The following is a 17,271-nucleotide window of genomic DNA, read 5'->3' as shown; positions in this document are numbered from 1 at the left end:
GCCACGCGCCCCCGCCTTCCCCTCATGGACGTACTGCGTCCATCACAGGCTGTGGAGAACCGTTTGTCCACAGCCTGGGGCCGCATGTAGCCAAAATGTGCCGGCGACCGAACAATCGGTAGGTGAGGCCCGTCACACCCGTGGCGAGCCCGTAGCCGTCTCCCACGAGGAGGTGCCGTCATGACGGTCATGGAGCAGCGGGGCGCGTACCGGCCCACACCGCCGCCCGCCTGGCAGCCCCGAACCGACCCCGCGCCGCTGCTGCCCGACACGGAGCCCTACCGAGTCCTCGGCACCAAGGCCGCGGACCGCGCCGACACCGAGCTGCTGCGCACGCTGTACGCCCGGCTGGTGCGCGGCCGGCGCTACAACGCGCAGGCCACGGCGCTGACCAAGCAGGGCCGGCTGGCCGTCTACCCCTCCAGCACCGGCCAGGAGGCGTGCGAGATCGCCGCCGCGCTGGCCCTTCAGGAGCGCGACTGGCTCTTCCCCAGCTACCGCGACACCCTCGCGGTCGTCTCCCGCGGCGTCGACCCCGTCGAGGCCCTCACCCTGCTGCGCGGCGACTGGCACACCGGCTACGACCCCTACGAGCACCGGGTCGCCCCGCTGTCCACGCCGCTGGCCACCCAGCTGCCGCACGCCGTGGGCCTCGCCCACGCCGCCCGCCTCAAGGGCGACGACGTGGTCGCCCTGGCCATGGTCGGCGACGGCGGCACCAGTGAGGGCGACTTCCACGAGGCGCTGAACTTCGCCGCCGTCTGGCGGGCCCCGGTCGTCTTCCTCGTGCAGAACAACGGCTTCGCGATCTCCGTCCCGCTCGACAAGCAGACCGCCGCCCCGTCGCTGGCCCACAAGGCCGTCGGCTACGGGATGCCCGGCCGCCTGGTCGACGGCAACGACGCCGCCGCGGTGCACGAGGTCCTGTCCGACGCCGTGCGGCACGCCCGCGCGGGCGGCGGTCCCACGCTGGTGGAGGCGGTGACGTACCGCGTCGAGGCGCACACCAACGCCGACGACGCCACGCGCTACCGGGGCGACGCCGAGGTGGAGACCTGGCGCCGGCACGACCCGGTCGAGCTGCTGGAGCGGGAGCTGACCGAGCGCGGGCTGCTCGACGAGGACGGCATCCGCGCCGCCCGCGAGGACGCCGAGACCATGGCCGCCGACCTGCGTGCCCGCATGAACCAGGACCCCGAGCTGAACCCCCTGGACCTGTTCGACCACGTCTACGCCGAGCCCACACCGCAACTGCGCGAGCAGCGGGCCCAGCTGAGCGCGGAGCTGGCGGCCGAGGCCGAGTCCGAGACGGGTTCCGCGTCCGGTCCACAGGAAGGCGGACACCGATGACCACCGTCGCCGTCAAGCCGGCCACCATGGCGCAGGCCCTCACACGCGCGCTGCGCGACGCCATGGCCGCCGACCCGGCCGTGCACGTCCTCGGCGAGGACGTGGGCACGCTCGGCGGCGTCTTCAGGATCACCGACGGCCTCGCCGCGGAGTTCGGCGCGGACCGCTGCACGGACACCCCGCTCGCCGAGGCCGGCATCCTCGGCACGGCCGTCGGCATGGCGATGTACGGGCTTCGCCCGGTCGTCGAGATGCAGTTCGACGCCTTCGCCTACCCGGCGTTCGAGCAGGTCGTCAGCCATGTCACCAAGATGCGCAACCGCACGCGCGGAAAGCTGCCCCTGCCGCTGACCATCCGCATCCCCTACGGCGGCGGCATCGGCGGCGTCGAGCACCACAGCGACTCGTCCGAGGCGTACTACATGGCGACTCCGGGGCTCCATGTCGTCACGCCCGCGACGGTCGCCGACGCCTACGGGCTGCTGCGCGCCTCCATCGCCTCCGACGACCCGGTGGTCTTCCTCGAACCGAAGCGGCTGTACTGGTCGAAGGACACGTGGAACCCCGAGGAGCCGACGTCCGTTGAGCCGATGGGCCGCGCGGTGGTGCGGCGCTCCGGCCGGAGCGCCACGCTCATCACGTACGGGCCGTCGCTGGCCGTCTGCATGGAGGCGGCCGAGGCGGCCCGGGCCGAGGGGTGGGACCTCGAAGTCGTCGATCTGCGCTCCCTGGTGCCGTTCGACGACGAGACGGTGTGCGCTTCGGTGCGGCGGACGGGACGCGCGGTCGTCGTCCACGAGTCGGGTTCCTTCGGGGGCCCGGGCGGGGAGATCGCGGCCCGGGTCACGGAGCGCTGCTTCCACCACCTGGAGGCGCCGGTGCTGCGTGTGGCCGGGTTCGACATCCCGTATCCTCCGCCGATGCTGGAGCGTCACCACCTGCCCGGTGTGGACCGGATCCTGGACGCCGTGGGGCGCCTGCAGTGGGAGGCCGAAAGCTGATGGCACACGCTTCTGACGGGCACAGCCTGGAGTTCAAGCTGCCCGACCTCGGTGAGGGGCTCACCGAGGCGGAGATCGTGCGCTGGCTGGTCGAGGTCGGCGACGTGGTCGCCGTGGACCAGCCGGTCGTCGAGGTCGAGACGGCCAAGGCGATGGTCGAGGTGCCCTGCCCCTACGGCGGTGTGGTCACCGCCCGCTTCGGCGAGGAGGGCACGGAGCTGCCCGTGGGGGCGCCGCTGGTGACCGTCGCGGTGGGCGGGGCCGCAGCGGTGGGCGCCGGCCCGGCGCGGGACTCCGGTGGCGGTGCCGCCGGGACACCGGTCGCCGAGACGCCCGCCGCGGAGCGGAAGGCGGAGGGCTCCGGCAACGTCCTGGTGGGCTACGGCACCTCCGAGGCGCCCGCGCGGCGGCGCAGGGTGCGGCCCGGGCACCAGGCCGCCACCGGCGCGTCCGAACGGGCGAACGGCCGGGTCCGCGGCGCCGAGCCGGTGGACGGACCGGTGCGTACCGCCGAGCCGGTGGACGGACCGGTGCGTACCGCCGAGCCGGTGGACGGACCGGTGCGTACCGCCGAGCCGGTGGACGGACCGGTCCCGGTCATCTCCCCGCTGGTGCGCAGGCTTGCCCGGCAGCACGACCTGGATCTGCGGGAGCTGACCGGTTCGGGACCGGACGGGCTGATCCTGCGCGCGGACGTCGAGTACGCGCTGCGTGCCGCCGCCGCACAGGGCGGCCGCACGGCGGAGACGGAGGCCGGGACGAGCCGGGTGCCGGATGCCGCGTCCGCCGCCCTCTCCTCCGCGTCCGCCGCATCCTCCGCCGCGCGCTCCGACGGCACCCGCGTCCCCCTCAAGGGCGTGCGCGGAGCCGTCGCCGACAAGCTCTCCCGCAGTCGGCGCGAGATCCCGGACGCGACCTGCTGGGTGGACGCCGACGCGACCGAGCTGATGCGGGCGCGCACCGCGATGAACGCGTCCGGCGGCCCGAAGATCTCCCTGGTCGCCCTGCTGGCCCGGATCTGCACGGCCGCCCTGGCCCGGTTCCCGGAGCTGAACTCGACGGTCGACACCGAGGCCCGGGAGATCGTCCGGCTCGACCGGGTCCACCTCGGCTTCGCCGCCCAGACGGACCGGGGCCTGGTCGTGCCCGTCGTCCGGGACGTGCACACGCGCGACGCCGAAGCGCTCACCGCGGAGTTCGTCCGGCTGACCGAGGCGGCGCGCGGGGGCCGGCTGACGCCGGGTGAGCTGACCGGCGGCACCTTCACGCTGAACAACTACGGCGTGTTCGGCGTCGACGGCTCCACGCCGATCATCAACCACCCCGAGGCGGCCATGCTCGGCGTCGGCCGCATCGTCCCCAAACCCTGGGTGCACGAGGGCGAGCTGGCGGTGCGTCAGGTGGTGCAGCTTTCGCTCACCTTCGACCACCGGGTGTGCGACGGCGGTACGGCGGGTGGTTTCCTGCGGTACGTGGCGGACTGCGTGGAACAGCCGGCGGTGCTGCTGCGGACCCTGTGACCGGGGTGATGACGCCCACAGGATGACGGTGTGTCCGCGCACACTCCGATCACGCGGGCTCCGCCGCGTTCCCTGTGATCGCGCAGGGCCCCATACTCGGGGGGTGACCGCGTACGAGCCCCCCGGCGACCCAGGCGCCGACACCGGTCCCGGCCCCGCCGGGTACGACGCCGTCGTGCTCGCCGGCGGAGCGGCCCGGCGGCTCGGGGGCGCGGACAAGCCCGGCCTGCGGGTGGGCGGACGCGCGCTCCTCGACCGGGTGCTCGCCGCCTGCGCCGGAGCGCGCACGACGGTCGTCGTCGCCGATCCCCGGCCCACCGCGCGCCCGGTGACCTGGGCACGCGAGGACCCGCCCGGCGGCGGACCGCTCGCCGCCCTCGCCGCCGGACTGCGGCACACCACGGCGGAACGCGTCGTGGTGCTCTCCGCCGACCTGCCGTTCCTCGCCGGGCCGGCCGTCGGGCGGCTGCTGTCGGTCCTCGCCGAGGGGGACACCGACGGGGCGCTGCTCACCGACGCCGACGGCCGCGACCAGCCCCTCGTCGCCGCCTACCGCGCGCCCGCGCTGCGCCGCGGCCTCGCCGCGCTGGCCCGCGACCGGACGGAGCGGGCGGGCCGGCCGGACCTCACCGGGCTGCCGCTGCGCCGCCTGACCGGCGCTCTGCGCCTCACCCGCGTCCCGGACGCCGTCGCCTCCTTCGACTGCGACACCTGGGACGACCTCGCCACCGCAAGGGCACGCATCAGGGAGCATGGTCACGTGTTGGATGAATGGATTTCCGCAGCCAAGGACGAGTTGGGCATCGACCTGGACGTCGACACCGGGATCCTGCTCGATCTCGCGCGCGACGCCGCCCACGGGGTGGCCCGGCCGGCCGCCCCGCTGACCACCTTCCTCGTCGGCTACGCGGCCGGGCGGTCCGGAGGAGGGCCCGAGGCCGTCGCCGAGACCGCCCGCAAGGCCGCCGCCCTGGCCCAGCGCTGGGCGGAGGAGGCCGCCGACACCGGGCCCGGCCCTGCGCAGGGCGAGCCCGACGTGGCTCCCGACGCCACCCCCGACACCCGTCCGGACGCGTGATGACCTCCCCCGGCACGCGTGCCGACGCGGAGGCCGAGGACCTCGATGTCGAGGAGGCGCTCGCCCTCGTGAGGGAGAACCCGGGTCACGGCGGTCACGGCGGTCACGGCGGCCACGGAGGTCACGGAGGACGCGACGGACAAGGTGGTCACGGCGGCCAAGGTGCGCCCGCCCCGCACCACCCGGCGGACGCGCACCACCACGCCACCCCCTGGCCCGAGGCCCGGGCGACCGCGGAGCGCGCCGCCCGCACCGCCGCCCGTGCCGCCCGCCGCACCCCCGTCGCCGTGCCTCTCGACACGGCCCTCGGCCTCACCCTGGCCGCACCCCTGGCCGCTCTCACCGACCTGCCCTCCTTCGACACCTCCGCGATGGACGGCTGGGCCGTCGCCGGACCGGGCCCCTGGGCGGTGCGCGACGAGGGGGTCCTGGCCGGACACGCGGCGCCCGCGCCCCTGACCGACGGCGAGGCCGTCCGCATCGCCACCGGCGCACGGATCCCCCCGGACACCACCGCCGTACTGCGCACCGAGCACGGCCGCTCCGACGAACGCGGACGCCTGCACCCCACCCGCGAGGTCGTCCACGGCCAGGACATCCGTCCCCGCGGCCAGGAGTGCCGCAGCGGCGACCAGCTGCTGCCCGTCGGCACCCTCGCGACCCCGGCGGTCCTGGGGCTGGCGGCGGCGGCCGGATACGACACGCTCACCGCGGTACCCCGCCCCCGCGTCGACGTCCTGGTCCTCGGTGACGAGCTGCTCACCCAGGGTCTCCCGCACGACGGACTCATCCGGGACGCGCTCGGCCCGATGCTGCCTCCGTGGCTGCGCGCCCTCGGCGCCGAGGTCCGCACCGCCCGCCGGATCGGCGACGACGCCAAGGCCCTGCACCGCGCCGTCACGACCTCCGAGGCCGACCTGATCGTCACGACCGGCGGCACCGCAGCGGGCCCGGTCGACCACGTCCACCCGACGCTGCGCCGTATCGGCGCCGAACTCCTCGTGGACGGCGTCAAGGCCCGCCCCGGCCACCCGATGCTGCTGGCCCGTCTCAAGGACGACCAGCACCTCGTCGGGCTGCCCGGCAATCCCCTCGCCGCCGTCTCCGGACTGCTCACCCTCGCCGAGCCGCTGCTGCGCACGCTCGCCGCCCGCCCGGCGCCCGAGCCGTACACGCTGCCGCTGCGGGACGCCGTGCACGGGCACCCGTACGACACCCGGCTCGTGCCCGTCGTACTGCGCGGCGAGGGCGCCGTGCCGCTGCACTACAACGGCCCGGCGATGCTGCGCGGCATCGCGGCCGCCGACGCCCTGGCCGTCGTACCCCCGGGCGGTGCGCGGTCGGGACAGGAGGCCGAGCTGCTTGACCTGCCCTGGGCCACCGGCGGAATCGGGGTGTGTTTCACGTGAAACTTCCGGGCCAGGACGCCATCGCGCGTCAGGCGGACGAGCACTTCGTGACCCACAAGGTGAAGCTCCCCAGGAAACTGGTGGAGCATCCGTTCCGTCAGGTCGCCAAGCGGTTGTCCATCGCCCTGGTGGTCCTCGTCGTGACGGCCGTCATCGTGTACGCGGACCATGACGGCTACACCGACAACTCCGACGGTTCCGTCGACCTCCTCGACTCCTTCTACTACGCCACCGTCACCCTCTCCACCACCGGATACGGTGACATCACGCCCGTCAGCGACGCCGCCCGGCTGACCAACATCTTCGTCATCACGCCCCTGCGCGTGCTCTTCCTGATCATCCTGGTCGGCACCACGCTGGAAGCCCTCACCGAGCGCACTCGGGAGGAGTGGCGCCTGAACCGCTGGAGGTCCGCCTTGCGGGATCACACCGTCGTCGTCGGCTTCGGAACCAAGGGGCGGTCGGCGATCCAGACCGTCTGCGCGACCGGGCTGCGCAAGGACCAGGTGGTCGTGGTCGACCCGAGCGGCAAGGCCATCGAGGCCGCGACGGCCCACGGCTACGCGGGTGTGGTCGGTGACGCGACCCGCAGCGACGTGCTCAACCGGGCCGAGGCGTACCGGGCGAAGCAGATCATCATCGCCACGCAGCGCGACGACACGGCCGTGCTGGTCACACTGACGGCCCGGCAGCTCAACCGCGGGGCGAAGATCGTGGTCGCGGTCCGCGAGGAGGAGAACGCGCCGCTGCTGAAGCAGTCCGGCGCCGACGCCGTGATCACCAGCGCCAGTGCCGCGGGGCGGCTGCTCGGGCTCTCCGTGCTCAGCCCCGCCGCCGGCATGGTCATGGAGGACCTGATCAGCCAGGGCAGCGGACTCGACCTCGTCGAACGGCCCGTCATAAAGGCCGAGGTGGGCAAGCACCTGCGGGAGGTGGACGACCTGGTGGTGAGCGTGCTGCGCGGGCACCGGGTCCTGGGCTACGACGACCCGGCCGTCGGCGGGCTGGAGCTGACGGACCGTCTGATCACGATCGTACGGGCGACGCCTGCCACCCATGTGGCGCCCGACGCCCGCCCGCTCCCCCGCGACTGAGCCGTTCCGCACGGCCCGGTCGCGGGGCCCGTTCCCCGGGGACGCACTACTTGCGGTTGTAGAGCCGCATCGTGACCGGGCCGAAGACCAGCAGGAGCAGGGCCGCCCAGCCCAGCGTCCAGGCGATCTCGGCGCCGGGCCAGTCGCCCGCCATCAGGCCGCGCACCGCGGACGCCAGGTGGGTGATCGGGCTGTTGTTGACGAAGGCCTGCAGCCAGCCCGGCATGGTCTTCGGGTCGACGAAGACGTTGGACAGGAAGGTGAGCGGGAAGATCACCATCATGCTGACGCTCATCACCGACTTCTCGGTGCGCAGCATCAGCCCGAACATGGTCCAGATCCACGAGAAGGCGAACGAGAAGAGCAGCAGCAGCGCGATCCCGGCGACCACGCCGACGAACCCGCCGTCGGGCCGGTAGCCGAGCAGCAGCCCGACGGAGAGCATCACGACGGACGCGATGGTGTAGCGCAGCGCGTCGCCGAGGAGATAGCCGACCATCGCCGAGGGCCGCCAGATCGGCAGCGAGCGGATGCGGTCGAAGACGCCCTTCTCGATGTCGATGTTCACTGAGACCCCGGTGTACATCGTGATCATCACGACCGACATCACGAGGATGCCCGGCAGCACGAACTGGATGTAGTCGCTGGGCGAACCCGCCAGCGCACCCCCGAAGAGGTACGTGAACATCAGCAGGTTCATGATCGGGAAGGCGGTGACGTCGAAGAGCTGCTCCGGCACGTGCTTGATCTTGAGGATCGCGCGCCAGCCGAAGGTCAGGGACGTGGACAGGGCGCTGGGCCGCGGCGGCCGCTCCCTCGTCACCAGCAGGGCCGCCAGCGACTCGGTGCTGACCGGCGAGAGATCCTGGTTCTCGGTGCTCGTGGCCGTGCTCATGCCGCCACCCCGTCCTTCGTGCCGGTGCCGGTGCCGGTGCCGGAGTCGCCGTCGGTGCTCTGGCCGGTGTCGTGCCCGGTCAGCGCCAGGAAGACCTCGTCGAGGCTGGGCTGTCCCAGGGAGAAGCTGTCGACGGTGATGCCGGCCCGGGCCAGCTCACCGAGCGCCTTGGCGGCCTGGTCGGCGGCGGTGTCACTGGCCGCCACCCCGAGGCGTGCGGTCAGCGCCACCGGGTCGGGCTCCGGCTGCACCTCGGCCACCAGCAGGTTCCGCAGCACCCGCTCGGCCTCGGGCCGCTCCTCCGCGTCCCGCAGCCGCAGATGCACCGAACCCGCCCCGACGGATGCCTTCAGCTCGCCCTTGGTGCCCTCGGCGATCACCCGCCCCTTGTCGATGACGGCGATCCGGGACGCCAGCTGGTCGGCCTCGTCCAGGTACTGCGTGGTCAGCAGCACGGTCGTGCCCTGGGCGACGACCGCCCGCACGATGTCCCAGACCTGGTTGCGGCTGCGCGGGTCGAGTCCGGTGGTGGGCTCGTCGAGGAAGAGCAGGTCGGGGGTGTTGAGGATGGAGGCGGCGATGTCGATACGCCGCCGCATGCCGCCGGAGTAGTGCTTGACCTGCTTCGCCGCGGCGTCCGTCAGGCCGAAGGCCGCCAGCAGCTGGTCGCCCCGCTCCCGTGCGGCCGCCTTGCCGTGCCCGAGGAGCCGGCCCAGCAGGACCAGGTTCTCGGCGCCGGTGAGGTCCTCGTCCACGGACGCGTACTGCCCGGTGAGGCTCACCCGGCCCCGTACCTCGTCCGCCTCGTGCACCACGTCGTGACCGAAGACGCGGGCGTGGCCGTCGTCCGGACGCAGCAGGGTGGCGAGCATCTTCACCGTGGTGGTCTTTCCGGCGCCGTTCGGGCCGAGGACGCCGTAGACCGTGCCGGCGGGCACGGCGAGGTCCACCCCGTCCACGGCCCGGGTCTCACCGAAGGTCTTCACCAGTCCCGCGGTCTCGATGGCGAGTCCGGACGTGTGCGTGCTCATGCTGTGGGTCCTTCCGCGTTCTTGGTGTACGCGTTCTTGGGCTACGCATGGGAAGACCTTTACCGTCGCGCAAACTCATCGGCGGCGCACGGGGATTTTCCTGCGGGGGAGGACGCAGGGCCACAGGAGTAGCGTCGCCCTCATGCATGCGATCACGATTCCCGAACCCGGAGGCCCCGAGGCGCTGGTCTGGGCGGAGGTCCCCGACCCGCAGCCCGGCGAGGGCGAGGTCCTGGTCGAGGTGACGGCCAGCGCCGTCAACCGAGCCGACATCATGCAGCGCCAGGGCTTCTACGACCCCCCGCCCGGCGCCTCCCCGTACCCCGGCCTGGAGTGCTCCGGGCGCGTGGCCGAGGTCGGCCCCGGGGTGTCCGGCTGGGCCGTCGGCGACGAGGTGTGCGCGCTGCTCGCGGGCGGCGGCTACGCCGAGAAGGCCGTCGTCCCGGCGGGCCAGCTGCTGCCGGTGCCGCAGGGCGTCGACGTGAAGGCCGCGGCGGCGCTGCCCGAGGTGGTCTGCACCGTCTGGTCGAACGTCTTCATGGTCGCCCACCTGCGCCCCGGCGAGACGCTGCTCGTGCACGGCGGCTCCAGCGGCATCGGCACCATGGCGATCCAGCTCGCCAAGGCCGTCGGCGCGAAGGTCGCGGTGACGGCCGGCACCAAGGAGAAGCTGGAGCGCTGCGCCGAGCTGGGCGCGGACATCCTGATCAACTACCGGGAGCAGGACTTCGTCGCCGAGGTGAGGGACGCCACCGGCGGCGCGGGCGCCGACGTCATCCTGGACAACATGGGTGCGAAGTACCTGGACCGCAACGTCCAGGCCCTCGCCGTGAACGGCCGGCTCGCGATCATCGGCATGCAGGGCGGACGGAAGGGCGAGCTGAACATCGGCACGCTGCTCGCCAAGCGCGCCGCCGTCAGCGCCACCTCGCTGCGGGCCCGCCCCCTGGAGGAGAAGGCGGCGATCGTGGCGGCCGTCAAGGAGCACGTCTGGCCGCTGTTCGCGGGGGGACACGTCCGCCCGGTGGTCGACCGCGAGATGCCGATGAGCGAGGCCGCGGACGGCCACCGGGTGGTGGAGGAGAGCGGGCACATCGGCAAGGTGCTGCTGGTCACCTCGTAGGCGGCGCACGGCCGGGTCGTGGTGCAGGGGCGGCTCCTACCCCCGGCGCAGGCGCAGTCCCACGAGGCCGAGGGCCAGGCCGAGCCCGATGAGCACCAGCCCGCTGCCCAGCGGCAGCACCCGCAGCAGGGGCTCGGCGGCGGCCCGGGCGGGCGTGCCGCGCTGCGACGGGGATCGGGACGGGGTGGCCGCGGGCACCTCCGCGGCCTCGGTCCGACCGGGCGGCGCCGCGGTGGCCGGGGCCTCGGGGACGTCGTCGCCGCCGTCCCCGTACCGGCCGGCGTCCTCGTCCGTGCCGTCCTGTTCCGGCGCCGGCTCCTCGGCGTGACCGGGCCGCTGCCTTCCCTCACCCGGCCGGCTCCCGGTCCGGGAGGGCTCGGCGTCGGTCTCGGTGCCGGACGCCGACGCCGACTCCGACGGCGAAGGGGAAGGGGAAGGGCGGGAGGGCTTGGGCGAACGGCGCCCCGCGCTGTCGGCCGGGCCCGAGTCCTCGGCGGGCCGGGAGGCGGATCCGGTGTCCGGGCGCTCCGTACGCTCGTGGCCGTCGGGGCGCCGGGGACGTTCGTGACCGCCCCGCCCGTCATGGGTGCCGGAGCCGCCCGGGACGGTGGCAGCCCCCGGCGCGGCGGGCTCCGGTGGTGGCGCCGCCGCGAACGGCGCCACCACCGCGGGGAACCCGGAGCCGTGGGCCGGCCCCGCCCCGTACGGCGCCACCACCGCGCCGACGCCCAGAACTCCCACCAGCCCCGTCGCCCGCAGTGTGCGCAGCCATGGAGTCACGTCCGTGACCCCCTCCCGGTGATGAGCAGTCGTAAAAACGACGGAACGAACGACGGAACGAACGACGTAACGAAAACGACAGAACAGAAGCGACGGAACAAAATCGCCGGGACAAGCCTCACACCGGTCGGCGACACCGGCATTCCGGGCGCCGCCGAACGCGTCGGGGCGGTTTCCGCGGGGGCACCGCCCGCCCGGGGACCCCGGGTGCGAGACAATGACGGCATGGAGATGCCGAGGAACGACAGGTCGCCGGAGAACCCCCAGATCCTGGTCGTCGGCCAGGACGGAATGGCGCTCAGCGGCGGCGGGGACGACGACTCCCGTGAGATTCCGGTGACCGAGCAGGTGGAGCAGCCCGCCAAGGTCATGCGGATCGGCAGCATGATCAAGCAGCTGCTCGAAGAGGTGCGGGTCGCCCCCCTGGACGAGGCGAGCCGGGTCCGGCTCAAGGAGATCCACGCCAGCTCGGTGAAGGAGCTGGAGGACGGTCTGGCCCCGGAGCTGGTGGAGGAGCTGGAGCGGCTCTCGCTGCCCTTCACGGACGACGGCACCCCGACCGACGCGGAGCTGCGGATCGCGCAGGCCCAGCTGGTCGGCTGGCTGGAGGGCCTCTTCCACGGCATCCAGACCACGCTGTTCGCCCAGCAGATGGCCGCGCGGGCCCAGCTGGAGCAGATGCGCCGCGCGCTTCCGCCGGGCGCCGTCCCGGAGGGCGAGGAGCCCCCGCACCCGGGCGGCCGTTCCGGCGGCCCCTACCTGTAGGACGCCGACCTCCTCACGACGACCCACTCACGACGACCCACTGCGGAACGACGAACACCGACACCGCGAAGGGCCCGGCAGCAAGCGCTGCCGGGCCCTTCGACGTCAGCCGCCCGTCACCTCACGGGCTCATTCGGACGGCGGGTTGCCCGTCGAGACCTTGAGCTGGATCTCCGGCATGTTCTCCGGGTCGACGTCCGTGCCGGCGGTGGGGAACTGGTCCCGGACCGAGCCCTCGCCGTAGGTGTTCTCGTCGACCTCGACGACCTCCATCTGCCAGCCCGCGGCGTTGAAGCACTCCTTGACCGAGCCGATGTACTTGAAGGTGAAGTCCGGCACCTGGATCTTCTCGGGGTCGTTGTACGACTCCTGCGGCTCGGTGCACTTGTCCTTCTCGATCGTCTTCTCCTTGTCGGGCCCGCGGTAGCCCGCCGCCTTCGACGGTGAGGCGGAGACCGACGCGGTGGAGGAGCCGCCGCCACCGGCTTCCGGGTCCTCGTCCCCGCCGCCGTTCATCAGCAGCGCGCCGATCAGTCCGCCGACGGCCACGACGGCGACCACGATCGAGCCGATGATCACCGGCTTGTTGCTCTTGCCGCCCGGGGAACCGGAGCCGGAGCCCTGGGCCGACGGCGTCAGGTACGGCGGCGGCGTGGCCGCGCCCTGCTGCTGCGCGTACGGCGCCGGGGCGGGAGTCTGGTAGCCCGCCTGCTGCGGATAGCCGTACGCCGGCGAGTGCGCCGCGGGGGCCGGGGTGCCGTACGGGTTCGGGCCGGGGGCCGGCGTCGGCTGGTACGGCGTCTGGACCGGGCCCGTGGGTGCCCCGGTGCCCTGGCCGACCGGCGGGAACACGGCGGAGCCGACGCCCGCGCCGCTCGACGTCTGGGCGCCGGGCACGATGCTCGGCGGGGCCGCCTGGAAGGAGGCCGCCACGCGCAGGCACTCGTCGCGCATCGCCTCGGCGCTGGGGAAGCGTTCGTTGGGGTTCTTCTTCAGCGCGCGGGCCACCAGCGCGTCCACCGCCGGGGGCAGGGCGCGGTTGACGGCGGACGGGGCCACCGGCTCCTCCTGCACGTGCGCGTACGCGATCGCCAGCGGCGAGTCGGCGTCGAACGGCAGGCGCCCGGTGACCAGTTGGAACAGCATGATGCCGACCGAGTACAGGTCGGAGCGGGCGTCGACGCCGCGGCCGAGGGCCTGCTCCGGCGAGAGGTACTGCGGCGTGCCGACGACCATGCCGGTCTGCGTCATCGAGGTCACGCCGGACTGCATGGCGCGGGCGATGCCGAAGTCCATCACCTTGACCACGCCGCGCTTGGTCATCATCACGTTGCCCGGCTTGATGTCCCGGTGGACCAGGCCCATCTCGTGGCTGATCTCCAGCGCGGCCAGCACGTCCGCGGTGATCTTCAGTGCCTTGTCGGCGGGCATCGCGCCCTGCTGCCGCACGTCCTCGTCCAGCACCGAACCCAGCGGGCGGCCCTCGACGTACTCCATGACGATGTACGGAGTGGTCATGCCGTCGAGGTCGTCCTCGCCGGTGTCGAAGACCGAGACGATGTTGGTGTGCGTGAGCTTGGCCACGGCCTGGGCCTCGCGGCGGAACCGCTCGCGGAAGGCCTGTTCGCGACCCAGCTCGGTGTGCAGTGTCTTGACCGCGACCTGCCGGTCGAGCACCGAGTCGTACGCCAGGTGCACGGAGGCCATGCCGCCCTCGCCGAGCAAGTCGCGCAGCTGGTAACGGCCGCCGGCGAGAGCCCGCCCCGCATACCGTCCCTGTCCGGCGTCCTGGCTCATGTCTCTGCGTCCCCCATAGACGGCGGGCGCCGGTGGCGGCGGCACGCGCGTTCGTGATCGAAAGTGCTATTCCCGGCCAAGTCTGCCCCAGGGCACCGACACGTCAAGCGCGGTGCCCGTTCCGTGACCGTACGCGAAAGAAGCGTCGCGGAAGCGTTACAGCCGGCGTACTGCCGCTACACGGAATTTGCACGAGAGTACGGAACCAGGGTTTCATGACCGGTCCGTCTCATGTACCGGTCCCGGCGCCCATCTCGGACCGGCGGCCAGCGCGGAGGCTGTAGCGTGGCCGACGGAGACCGTAACAACACCGCGCGTACCGCGGGCAGAAACGACGGCGAGGACTGATGGCACAGCAGCAGCGCGCCCAGGGCCCGTCCGAACCCGAGGCATCTGGCGGCGGTATGTCTGACGCGCCGGAGAACTGGGGCAACGGCGGCCTGGTCGGCGACGGCCGGTACCGGCTGACCCGCAGACTCGGGCGGGGCGGCATGGCCGAGGTGTTCGCCGCCGAGGACGTCCGCCTCGGACGCACCGTGGCGGTCAAGCTGCTGCGCGCCGACCTCGCCGAGGACCCCGTCTCCAAGGCCCGCTTCACGCGCGAGGCACAGTCGGTGGCCGGCCTCAACCACCACGCCATCGTGGCCGTGTACGACTCGGGCGAGGACGTCGTCGGCGGCCAGTCCGTGCCGTACATCGTGATGGAGATCGTCGAGGGACGCACCATCCGCGACCTCCTCCTCAACGCCGAGGCACCCGGCCCCGAGCAGGCGCTGATCATCGTCTCCGGCGTCCTGGAAGCACTGGCCTACTCGCACCAGCACGGCATCGTGCACCGCGACATCAAGCCCGCCAACGTCATCATCACCAACAACGGCGCGGTCAAGGTGATGGACTTCGGCATCGCGCGCGCCCTGCACGGCGCCCAGTCGACGATGACGCAGACCGGCATGGTCATGGGCACCCCGCAGTACCTCTCCCCCGAGCAGGCCCTCGGCAAGGCCGTCGACCACCGCTCCGACCTGTACGCGACCGGCTGCCTGCTCTACGAACTCCTCGCACTGCGCCCGCCGTTCACCGGCGAGACCCCGCTGTCGGTGGTCTACCAGCACGTGCAGGACATTCCCACGCCCCCGTCCGAGGTCTCCGACGCCACCCCGCCGGAGCTGGACGGCCTGGTGATGCGCTCGCTGGCCAAGGAGCCCGACGACCGTTTCCAGACCGCCGAGGAGATGCGCGGCCTGGTCCAGTACGGGCTGCAGATGCTGTACGAGCAGGGCGGCCACACCGGCACCTGGAACACCGGCCCGGTCGCCGCGCACGACGGCCGGCACACTCCGTCGGCCGGTCTCGCGGGCACGACGGTGCTGCCGCACCCCGACCAGCACGGGGCGTCCGGCACCCAGCAGATCCCCCAGCCGATCCTGCCGAACGGCTACGGCGGGGGCGACGACGGCGGCTTCGAGGGCGCCGGCAACAAGGGCAGCGGCCGCGGCAAGCTGTGGATACTGGCCGTCCTCGCGGTGATCGCCATCGCGGCCGGTGTCGCGCTGGCCCTGAACAACGGCGACGACGGCAAGGGCGGCACCGAGACGGACAAGAGCCCCTCGGCGACCACCTCCCAGAGCACCGGCGAGGAGTCGCCCAGCTCCTCGCCGAGCGACGAGGCGACGCAGGAGACCACCGACCCCGGCACCGAGCAGGGCTCGGGCGGCGGCGGCACCGGCGACGGGGACTGGGACAAGCCGTACACCCCGACGTGGACGCCGTCGGAGACCGCGACGGACGATCCGACGGGGGACCCGACCGGCGATCCCACGGGCGACCCGACCGGCGATCCGACGGGTGACCCGACGGGCGGCGGTGAGCCGACCGGCGGTGGTGAGCCGACCGGCGGCGGCGATCCCACCGGCGGCGGCGAGCCGACGGGCGGCGCGACCGGCGCCCCGGGCGGTTCCGAGGGCGGCGACAGCTGACCCGTACCGTGATCCCTACGCGCGCGTGCGGCCCGGAAACGGGCTCCACGCGCGCGTTGCGTTGCGGGGACGTCACAGCGGCCCGGCCGACCCGTCCGTGAAGTGCACCGTGCCGAACTGCGGGTCGACGCGCAGGTAGGCGGGCTCGAAGGGCTCGCCGTCCACCCGGTCCGGCGTCGGACCGAACCGCTCCAGTTCGGCGCTGCTCGGCTGGTGGGCCTCGCACCGGCCCACGACCTGCACGGTCCACAGGCTCTCGCCGGGCCGCGCGGAGGTCAGGTTGTCCGCTCCGTACGCGACGACGCTCCCGGCGCACACCCGGTGGTACCCCCAGCTCCTGGGCATGCGCAGCAGGACCCGGCCGTCGGCCACGATGTGCCGCGCGTGGGCGAGGAAGGGCAGGGCGCGCAGGGTGGTGGCCGCCCGGCCGTAGGCGGTGCGGCCGAGCAGGCCGACGGCGAGCTGTTCGTCGGAGCGCATGATGTCACTGTGCGGGAGCCCGGGGCCCGGGAACAGGGCCGCCCGCCCCGGCAGGAGGGGACGTAAGTCCCGAGTAAGTCGCCCCGGGCAAGCCCGGAGCGCGCCCGGCGGGGGGAGACGGGACCCGTCAGCGGTTCTCGGCCTCCAGGCGGGCCACGAAGGCGGCCGCCTGGGAACGCCGCTGCATGCCGAGCTTGCCCAGCAGGCTCGACACGTAGTTCTTGATCGTCTTCTCCGCCAGGTGCAGCCGCTCGCCGATCGCGCGGTTGGTCAGTCCCTCGCCGATGAGGTCCAGGATGCGGCGCTCCTGCTCGGTGAGGCCGGCCAGCCGGTCGTCCGGCTTCGCTCCGCCGCCCCGCAGCCGCTCCAGCACGCGCGCGGTGGCCGCCGGGTCGAGCAGCGACTTCCCGGCCGCCACCTCCCGTACGGCGCCGAGCAGCTCGGCGCCGCGGATGTCCTTGAGGACGTAACCCGAGGCGCCCGCCATGATCGCGTCGAAGAGGGCCTCGTCGTCGGCGAAGGAGGTCAGCATCAGGCAGCGGACGGACTCGTCCCGGGAGCGGATGTCCCGGCAGACCTCGACGCCGCTGCCGTCGGGCAGCCGCACGTCCAGCACGGCGACGTCCGGGCGGGTGGCCGCGACCCGGGCGTGTGCCTCGGCGACCGTACCGGCCTCGCCCACCACCTCGATGTCGGCCTCGCCGGCGAGCAGATCGTGCACCCCGCGCCGGACCACCTCGTGGTCGTCGAGGAGGAATACCCGGATTTTTCCTTCTTCGCGCACGCGGTCAGTGTCACACACCGACTCTTCCCGTGCCCGGGGTGGCCGGGATAACGTGCCGTTGTTCCGGCCCCCTGCAAGGCTGTGACCAGTAAAACTTCCGCCCTGCGCCGATTTACTTGGAAATCCGAGTAAAAACGCAGGTCAGGAGGGGTTTCACAGAAATGTGGAGCACTGGGTAACGTGCTGTT

Annotated in this window: 15 protein-coding genes; 9 read left to right on the top strand and 6 right to left on the bottom strand. The window is 73.1% G+C overall.

Annotated features, from left to right (window positions below; translation table 11 throughout):
* Positions 1 to 180 precede the first annotated feature (180 nt).
* The 6 genes from pdhA to C4J65_RS15995 all read left to right on the top strand — a co-directional run bounded on the left by pdhA (position 181) and on the right by C4J65_RS15995 (position 7,452).
* A complete protein-coding gene (pdhA, locus tag C4J65_RS16020) occupies positions 181 to 1,350 on the top strand; it encodes a pyruvate dehydrogenase (acetyl-transferring) E1 component subunit alpha (protein ID WP_115743017.1) in 1,170 nt (389 codons plus the stop codon).
* On the top strand, positions 1,347 to 2,351 hold the full coding sequence (locus C4J65_RS16015) for an alpha-ketoacid dehydrogenase subunit beta (RefSeq protein WP_115743016.1): 1,005 nt from the start codon (positions 1,347 to 1,349) through the stop codon (positions 2,349 to 2,351). The genes pdhA and C4J65_RS16015 overlap by 4 nt, the downstream gene beginning before the upstream one ends.
* Positions 2,351 to 3,871: a dihydrolipoamide acetyltransferase family protein gene (locus C4J65_RS16010; RefSeq protein WP_115743015.1), complete on the top strand. Its 1,521-nt coding sequence runs from the start codon at positions 2,351 to 2,353 to the stop codon at positions 3,869 to 3,871. Before C4J65_RS16015 ends, C4J65_RS16010 begins: the two co-directional genes overlap by 1 nt.
* A 103-nt stretch (positions 3,872 to 3,974) precedes the next feature.
* A complete protein-coding gene (locus tag C4J65_RS16005; protein WP_205351020.1) occupies positions 3,975 to 4,949 on the top strand; it encodes an NTP transferase domain-containing protein in 975 nt (324 codons plus the stop codon).
* Positions 4,949 to 6,358: a molybdopterin molybdotransferase MoeA gene (locus C4J65_RS16000; RefSeq protein ID WP_115743014.1), complete on the top strand. Its 1,410-nt coding sequence runs from the start codon at positions 4,949 to 4,951 to the stop codon at positions 6,356 to 6,358. The genes C4J65_RS16005 and C4J65_RS16000 overlap by 1 nt, the downstream gene beginning before the upstream one ends.
* Positions 6,355 to 7,452, top strand: coding sequence for a potassium channel family protein (locus tag C4J65_RS15995; protein ID WP_115743013.1), 1,098 nt, complete (start codon positions 6,355 to 6,357; stop codon positions 7,450 to 7,452). The genes C4J65_RS16000 and C4J65_RS15995 overlap by 4 nt, the downstream gene beginning before the upstream one ends.
* Positions 7,453 to 7,498: 46 nt before the next feature.
* On the opposite strand, the gene C4J65_RS15990 is transcribed toward C4J65_RS15995, so the two are convergent.
* Together C4J65_RS15990 and C4J65_RS15985 are read right to left on the bottom strand one after the other, a co-directional pair.
* Positions 7,499 to 8,347, bottom strand: coding sequence for an ABC transporter permease (locus C4J65_RS15990; RefSeq protein WP_115743012.1), 849 nt, complete (start codon positions 8,345 to 8,347; stop codon positions 7,499 to 7,501).
* Complete coding sequence (locus C4J65_RS15985) at positions 8,344 to 9,378, bottom strand: ATP-binding cassette domain-containing protein (protein ID WP_115743011.1); 1,035 nt, start codon at positions 9,376 to 9,378, stop codon at positions 8,344 to 8,346. The genes C4J65_RS15990 and C4J65_RS15985 overlap by 4 nt, the downstream gene beginning before the upstream one ends.
* Before the next feature lie 142 nt (positions 9,379 to 9,520).
* On the opposite strand from C4J65_RS15985, the gene C4J65_RS15980 reads away from it, so the two are divergent.
* Entirely contained in the window at positions 9,521 to 10,501 is a 981-nt protein-coding gene (locus C4J65_RS15980; protein ID WP_115743010.1) for an NAD(P)H-quinone oxidoreductase, read from the top strand.
* Positions 10,502 to 10,537: 36 nt separating this feature from the next.
* Here C4J65_RS15980 and C4J65_RS15975 read toward each other — a convergent pair whose 3' ends face one another.
* Positions 10,538 to 11,281 (bottom strand): hypothetical protein, encoded by a 744-nt coding sequence (locus C4J65_RS15975; RefSeq protein WP_115743009.1) that lies wholly within the window; start codon positions 11,279 to 11,281, stop codon positions 10,538 to 10,540.
* A 225-nt stretch (positions 11,282 to 11,506) separates the two neighbouring features.
* Between C4J65_RS15975 and C4J65_RS15970 the strand changes: the two genes are divergently transcribed.
* Positions 11,507 to 12,046: a bacterial proteasome activator family protein gene (locus C4J65_RS15970; RefSeq protein WP_003975113.1), complete on the top strand. Its 540-nt coding sequence runs from the start codon at positions 11,507 to 11,509 to the stop codon at positions 12,044 to 12,046.
* A gap of 129 nt (positions 12,047 to 12,175) precedes the next feature.
* Here C4J65_RS15970 and C4J65_RS15965 read toward each other — a convergent pair whose 3' ends face one another.
* Positions 12,176 to 13,843: a protein kinase gene (locus C4J65_RS15965; protein ID WP_115743008.1), complete on the bottom strand. Its 1,668-nt coding sequence runs from the start codon at positions 13,841 to 13,843 to the stop codon at positions 12,176 to 12,178.
* Positions 13,844 to 14,190: 347 nt separating this feature from the next.
* On the opposite strand from C4J65_RS15965, the gene C4J65_RS15960 reads away from it, so the two are divergent.
* The gene (locus C4J65_RS15960) at positions 14,191 to 15,819 is read left to right on the top strand and encodes a protein kinase (protein ID WP_205351019.1); all 1,629 of its coding nucleotides are present in this window, start codon (positions 14,191 to 14,193) and stop codon (positions 15,817 to 15,819) included.
* A 72-nt stretch (positions 15,820 to 15,891) separates the two neighbouring features.
* Here the strand turns inward: C4J65_RS15960 and C4J65_RS15955 are convergent, their stop codons facing one another.
* Together C4J65_RS15955 and C4J65_RS15950 are read right to left on the bottom strand one after the other, a co-directional pair.
* Positions 15,892 to 16,299: a pyridoxamine 5'-phosphate oxidase family protein gene (locus C4J65_RS15955; protein ID WP_115743006.1), complete on the bottom strand. Its 408-nt coding sequence runs from the start codon at positions 16,297 to 16,299 to the stop codon at positions 15,892 to 15,894.
* Between the two features lie 127 nt (positions 16,300 to 16,426).
* A complete protein-coding gene (locus C4J65_RS15950) occupies positions 16,427 to 17,083 on the bottom strand; it encodes a response regulator transcription factor (protein ID WP_115743005.1) in 657 nt (218 codons plus the stop codon).
* Positions 17,084 to 17,271: the final 188 nt, after the last annotated feature.

Source organism: Streptomyces sp. CB09001, from assembly GCF_003369795.1.
GTDB lineage: Bacteria > Actinomycetota > Actinomycetes > Streptomycetales > Streptomycetaceae > Streptomyces.
The sequence above is the reverse complement of the archived record's forward strand: the minus strand, read 5'-3'. Positions and strand labels throughout refer to the sequence as shown.

Excerpts from the sequence above, each read along its gene's own strand:
- pdhA (WP_115743017.1), top strand. The coding sequence starts at position 181 with ATGACGGTCATGGAGCAGCGGGGCGCGTACCGGCCCACACCGCCGCCC.
- C4J65_RS16015 (WP_115743016.1), top strand. The coding sequence starts at position 1,347 with ATGACCACCGTCGCCGTCAAGCCGGCCACCATGGCGCAGGCCCTCACA.
- C4J65_RS16010 (WP_115743015.1), top strand. The coding sequence starts at position 2,351 with ATGGCACACGCTTCTGACGGGCACAGCCTGGAGTTCAAGCTGCCCGAC.
- C4J65_RS16000 (WP_115743014.1), top strand. The coding sequence starts at position 4,949 with ATGACCTCCCCCGGCACGCGTGCCGACGCGGAGGCCGAGGACCTCGAT.
- C4J65_RS15990 (WP_115743012.1), bottom strand. The coding sequence starts at position 8,347 with ATGAGCACGGCCACGAGCACCGAGAACCAGGATCTCTCGCCGGTCAGC.
- C4J65_RS15985 (WP_115743011.1), bottom strand. The coding sequence starts at position 9,378 with ATGAGCACGCACACGTCCGGACTCGCCATCGAGACCGCGGGACTGGTG.
- C4J65_RS15980 (WP_115743010.1), top strand. The coding sequence starts at position 9,521 with ATGCATGCGATCACGATTCCCGAACCCGGAGGCCCCGAGGCGCTGGTC.
- C4J65_RS15970 (WP_003975113.1), top strand. The coding sequence starts at position 11,507 with ATGGAGATGCCGAGGAACGACAGGTCGCCGGAGAACCCCCAGATCCTG.
- C4J65_RS15965 (WP_115743008.1), bottom strand. The coding sequence starts at position 13,843 with ATGAGCCAGGACGCCGGACAGGGACGGTATGCGGGGCGGGCTCTCGCC.
- C4J65_RS15960 (WP_205351019.1), top strand. The coding sequence starts at position 14,191 with ATGGCACAGCAGCAGCGCGCCCAGGGCCCGTCCGAACCCGAGGCATCT.
- C4J65_RS15955 (WP_115743006.1), bottom strand. The coding sequence starts at position 16,299 with ATGCGCTCCGACGAACAGCTCGCCGTCGGCCTGCTCGGCCGCACCGCC.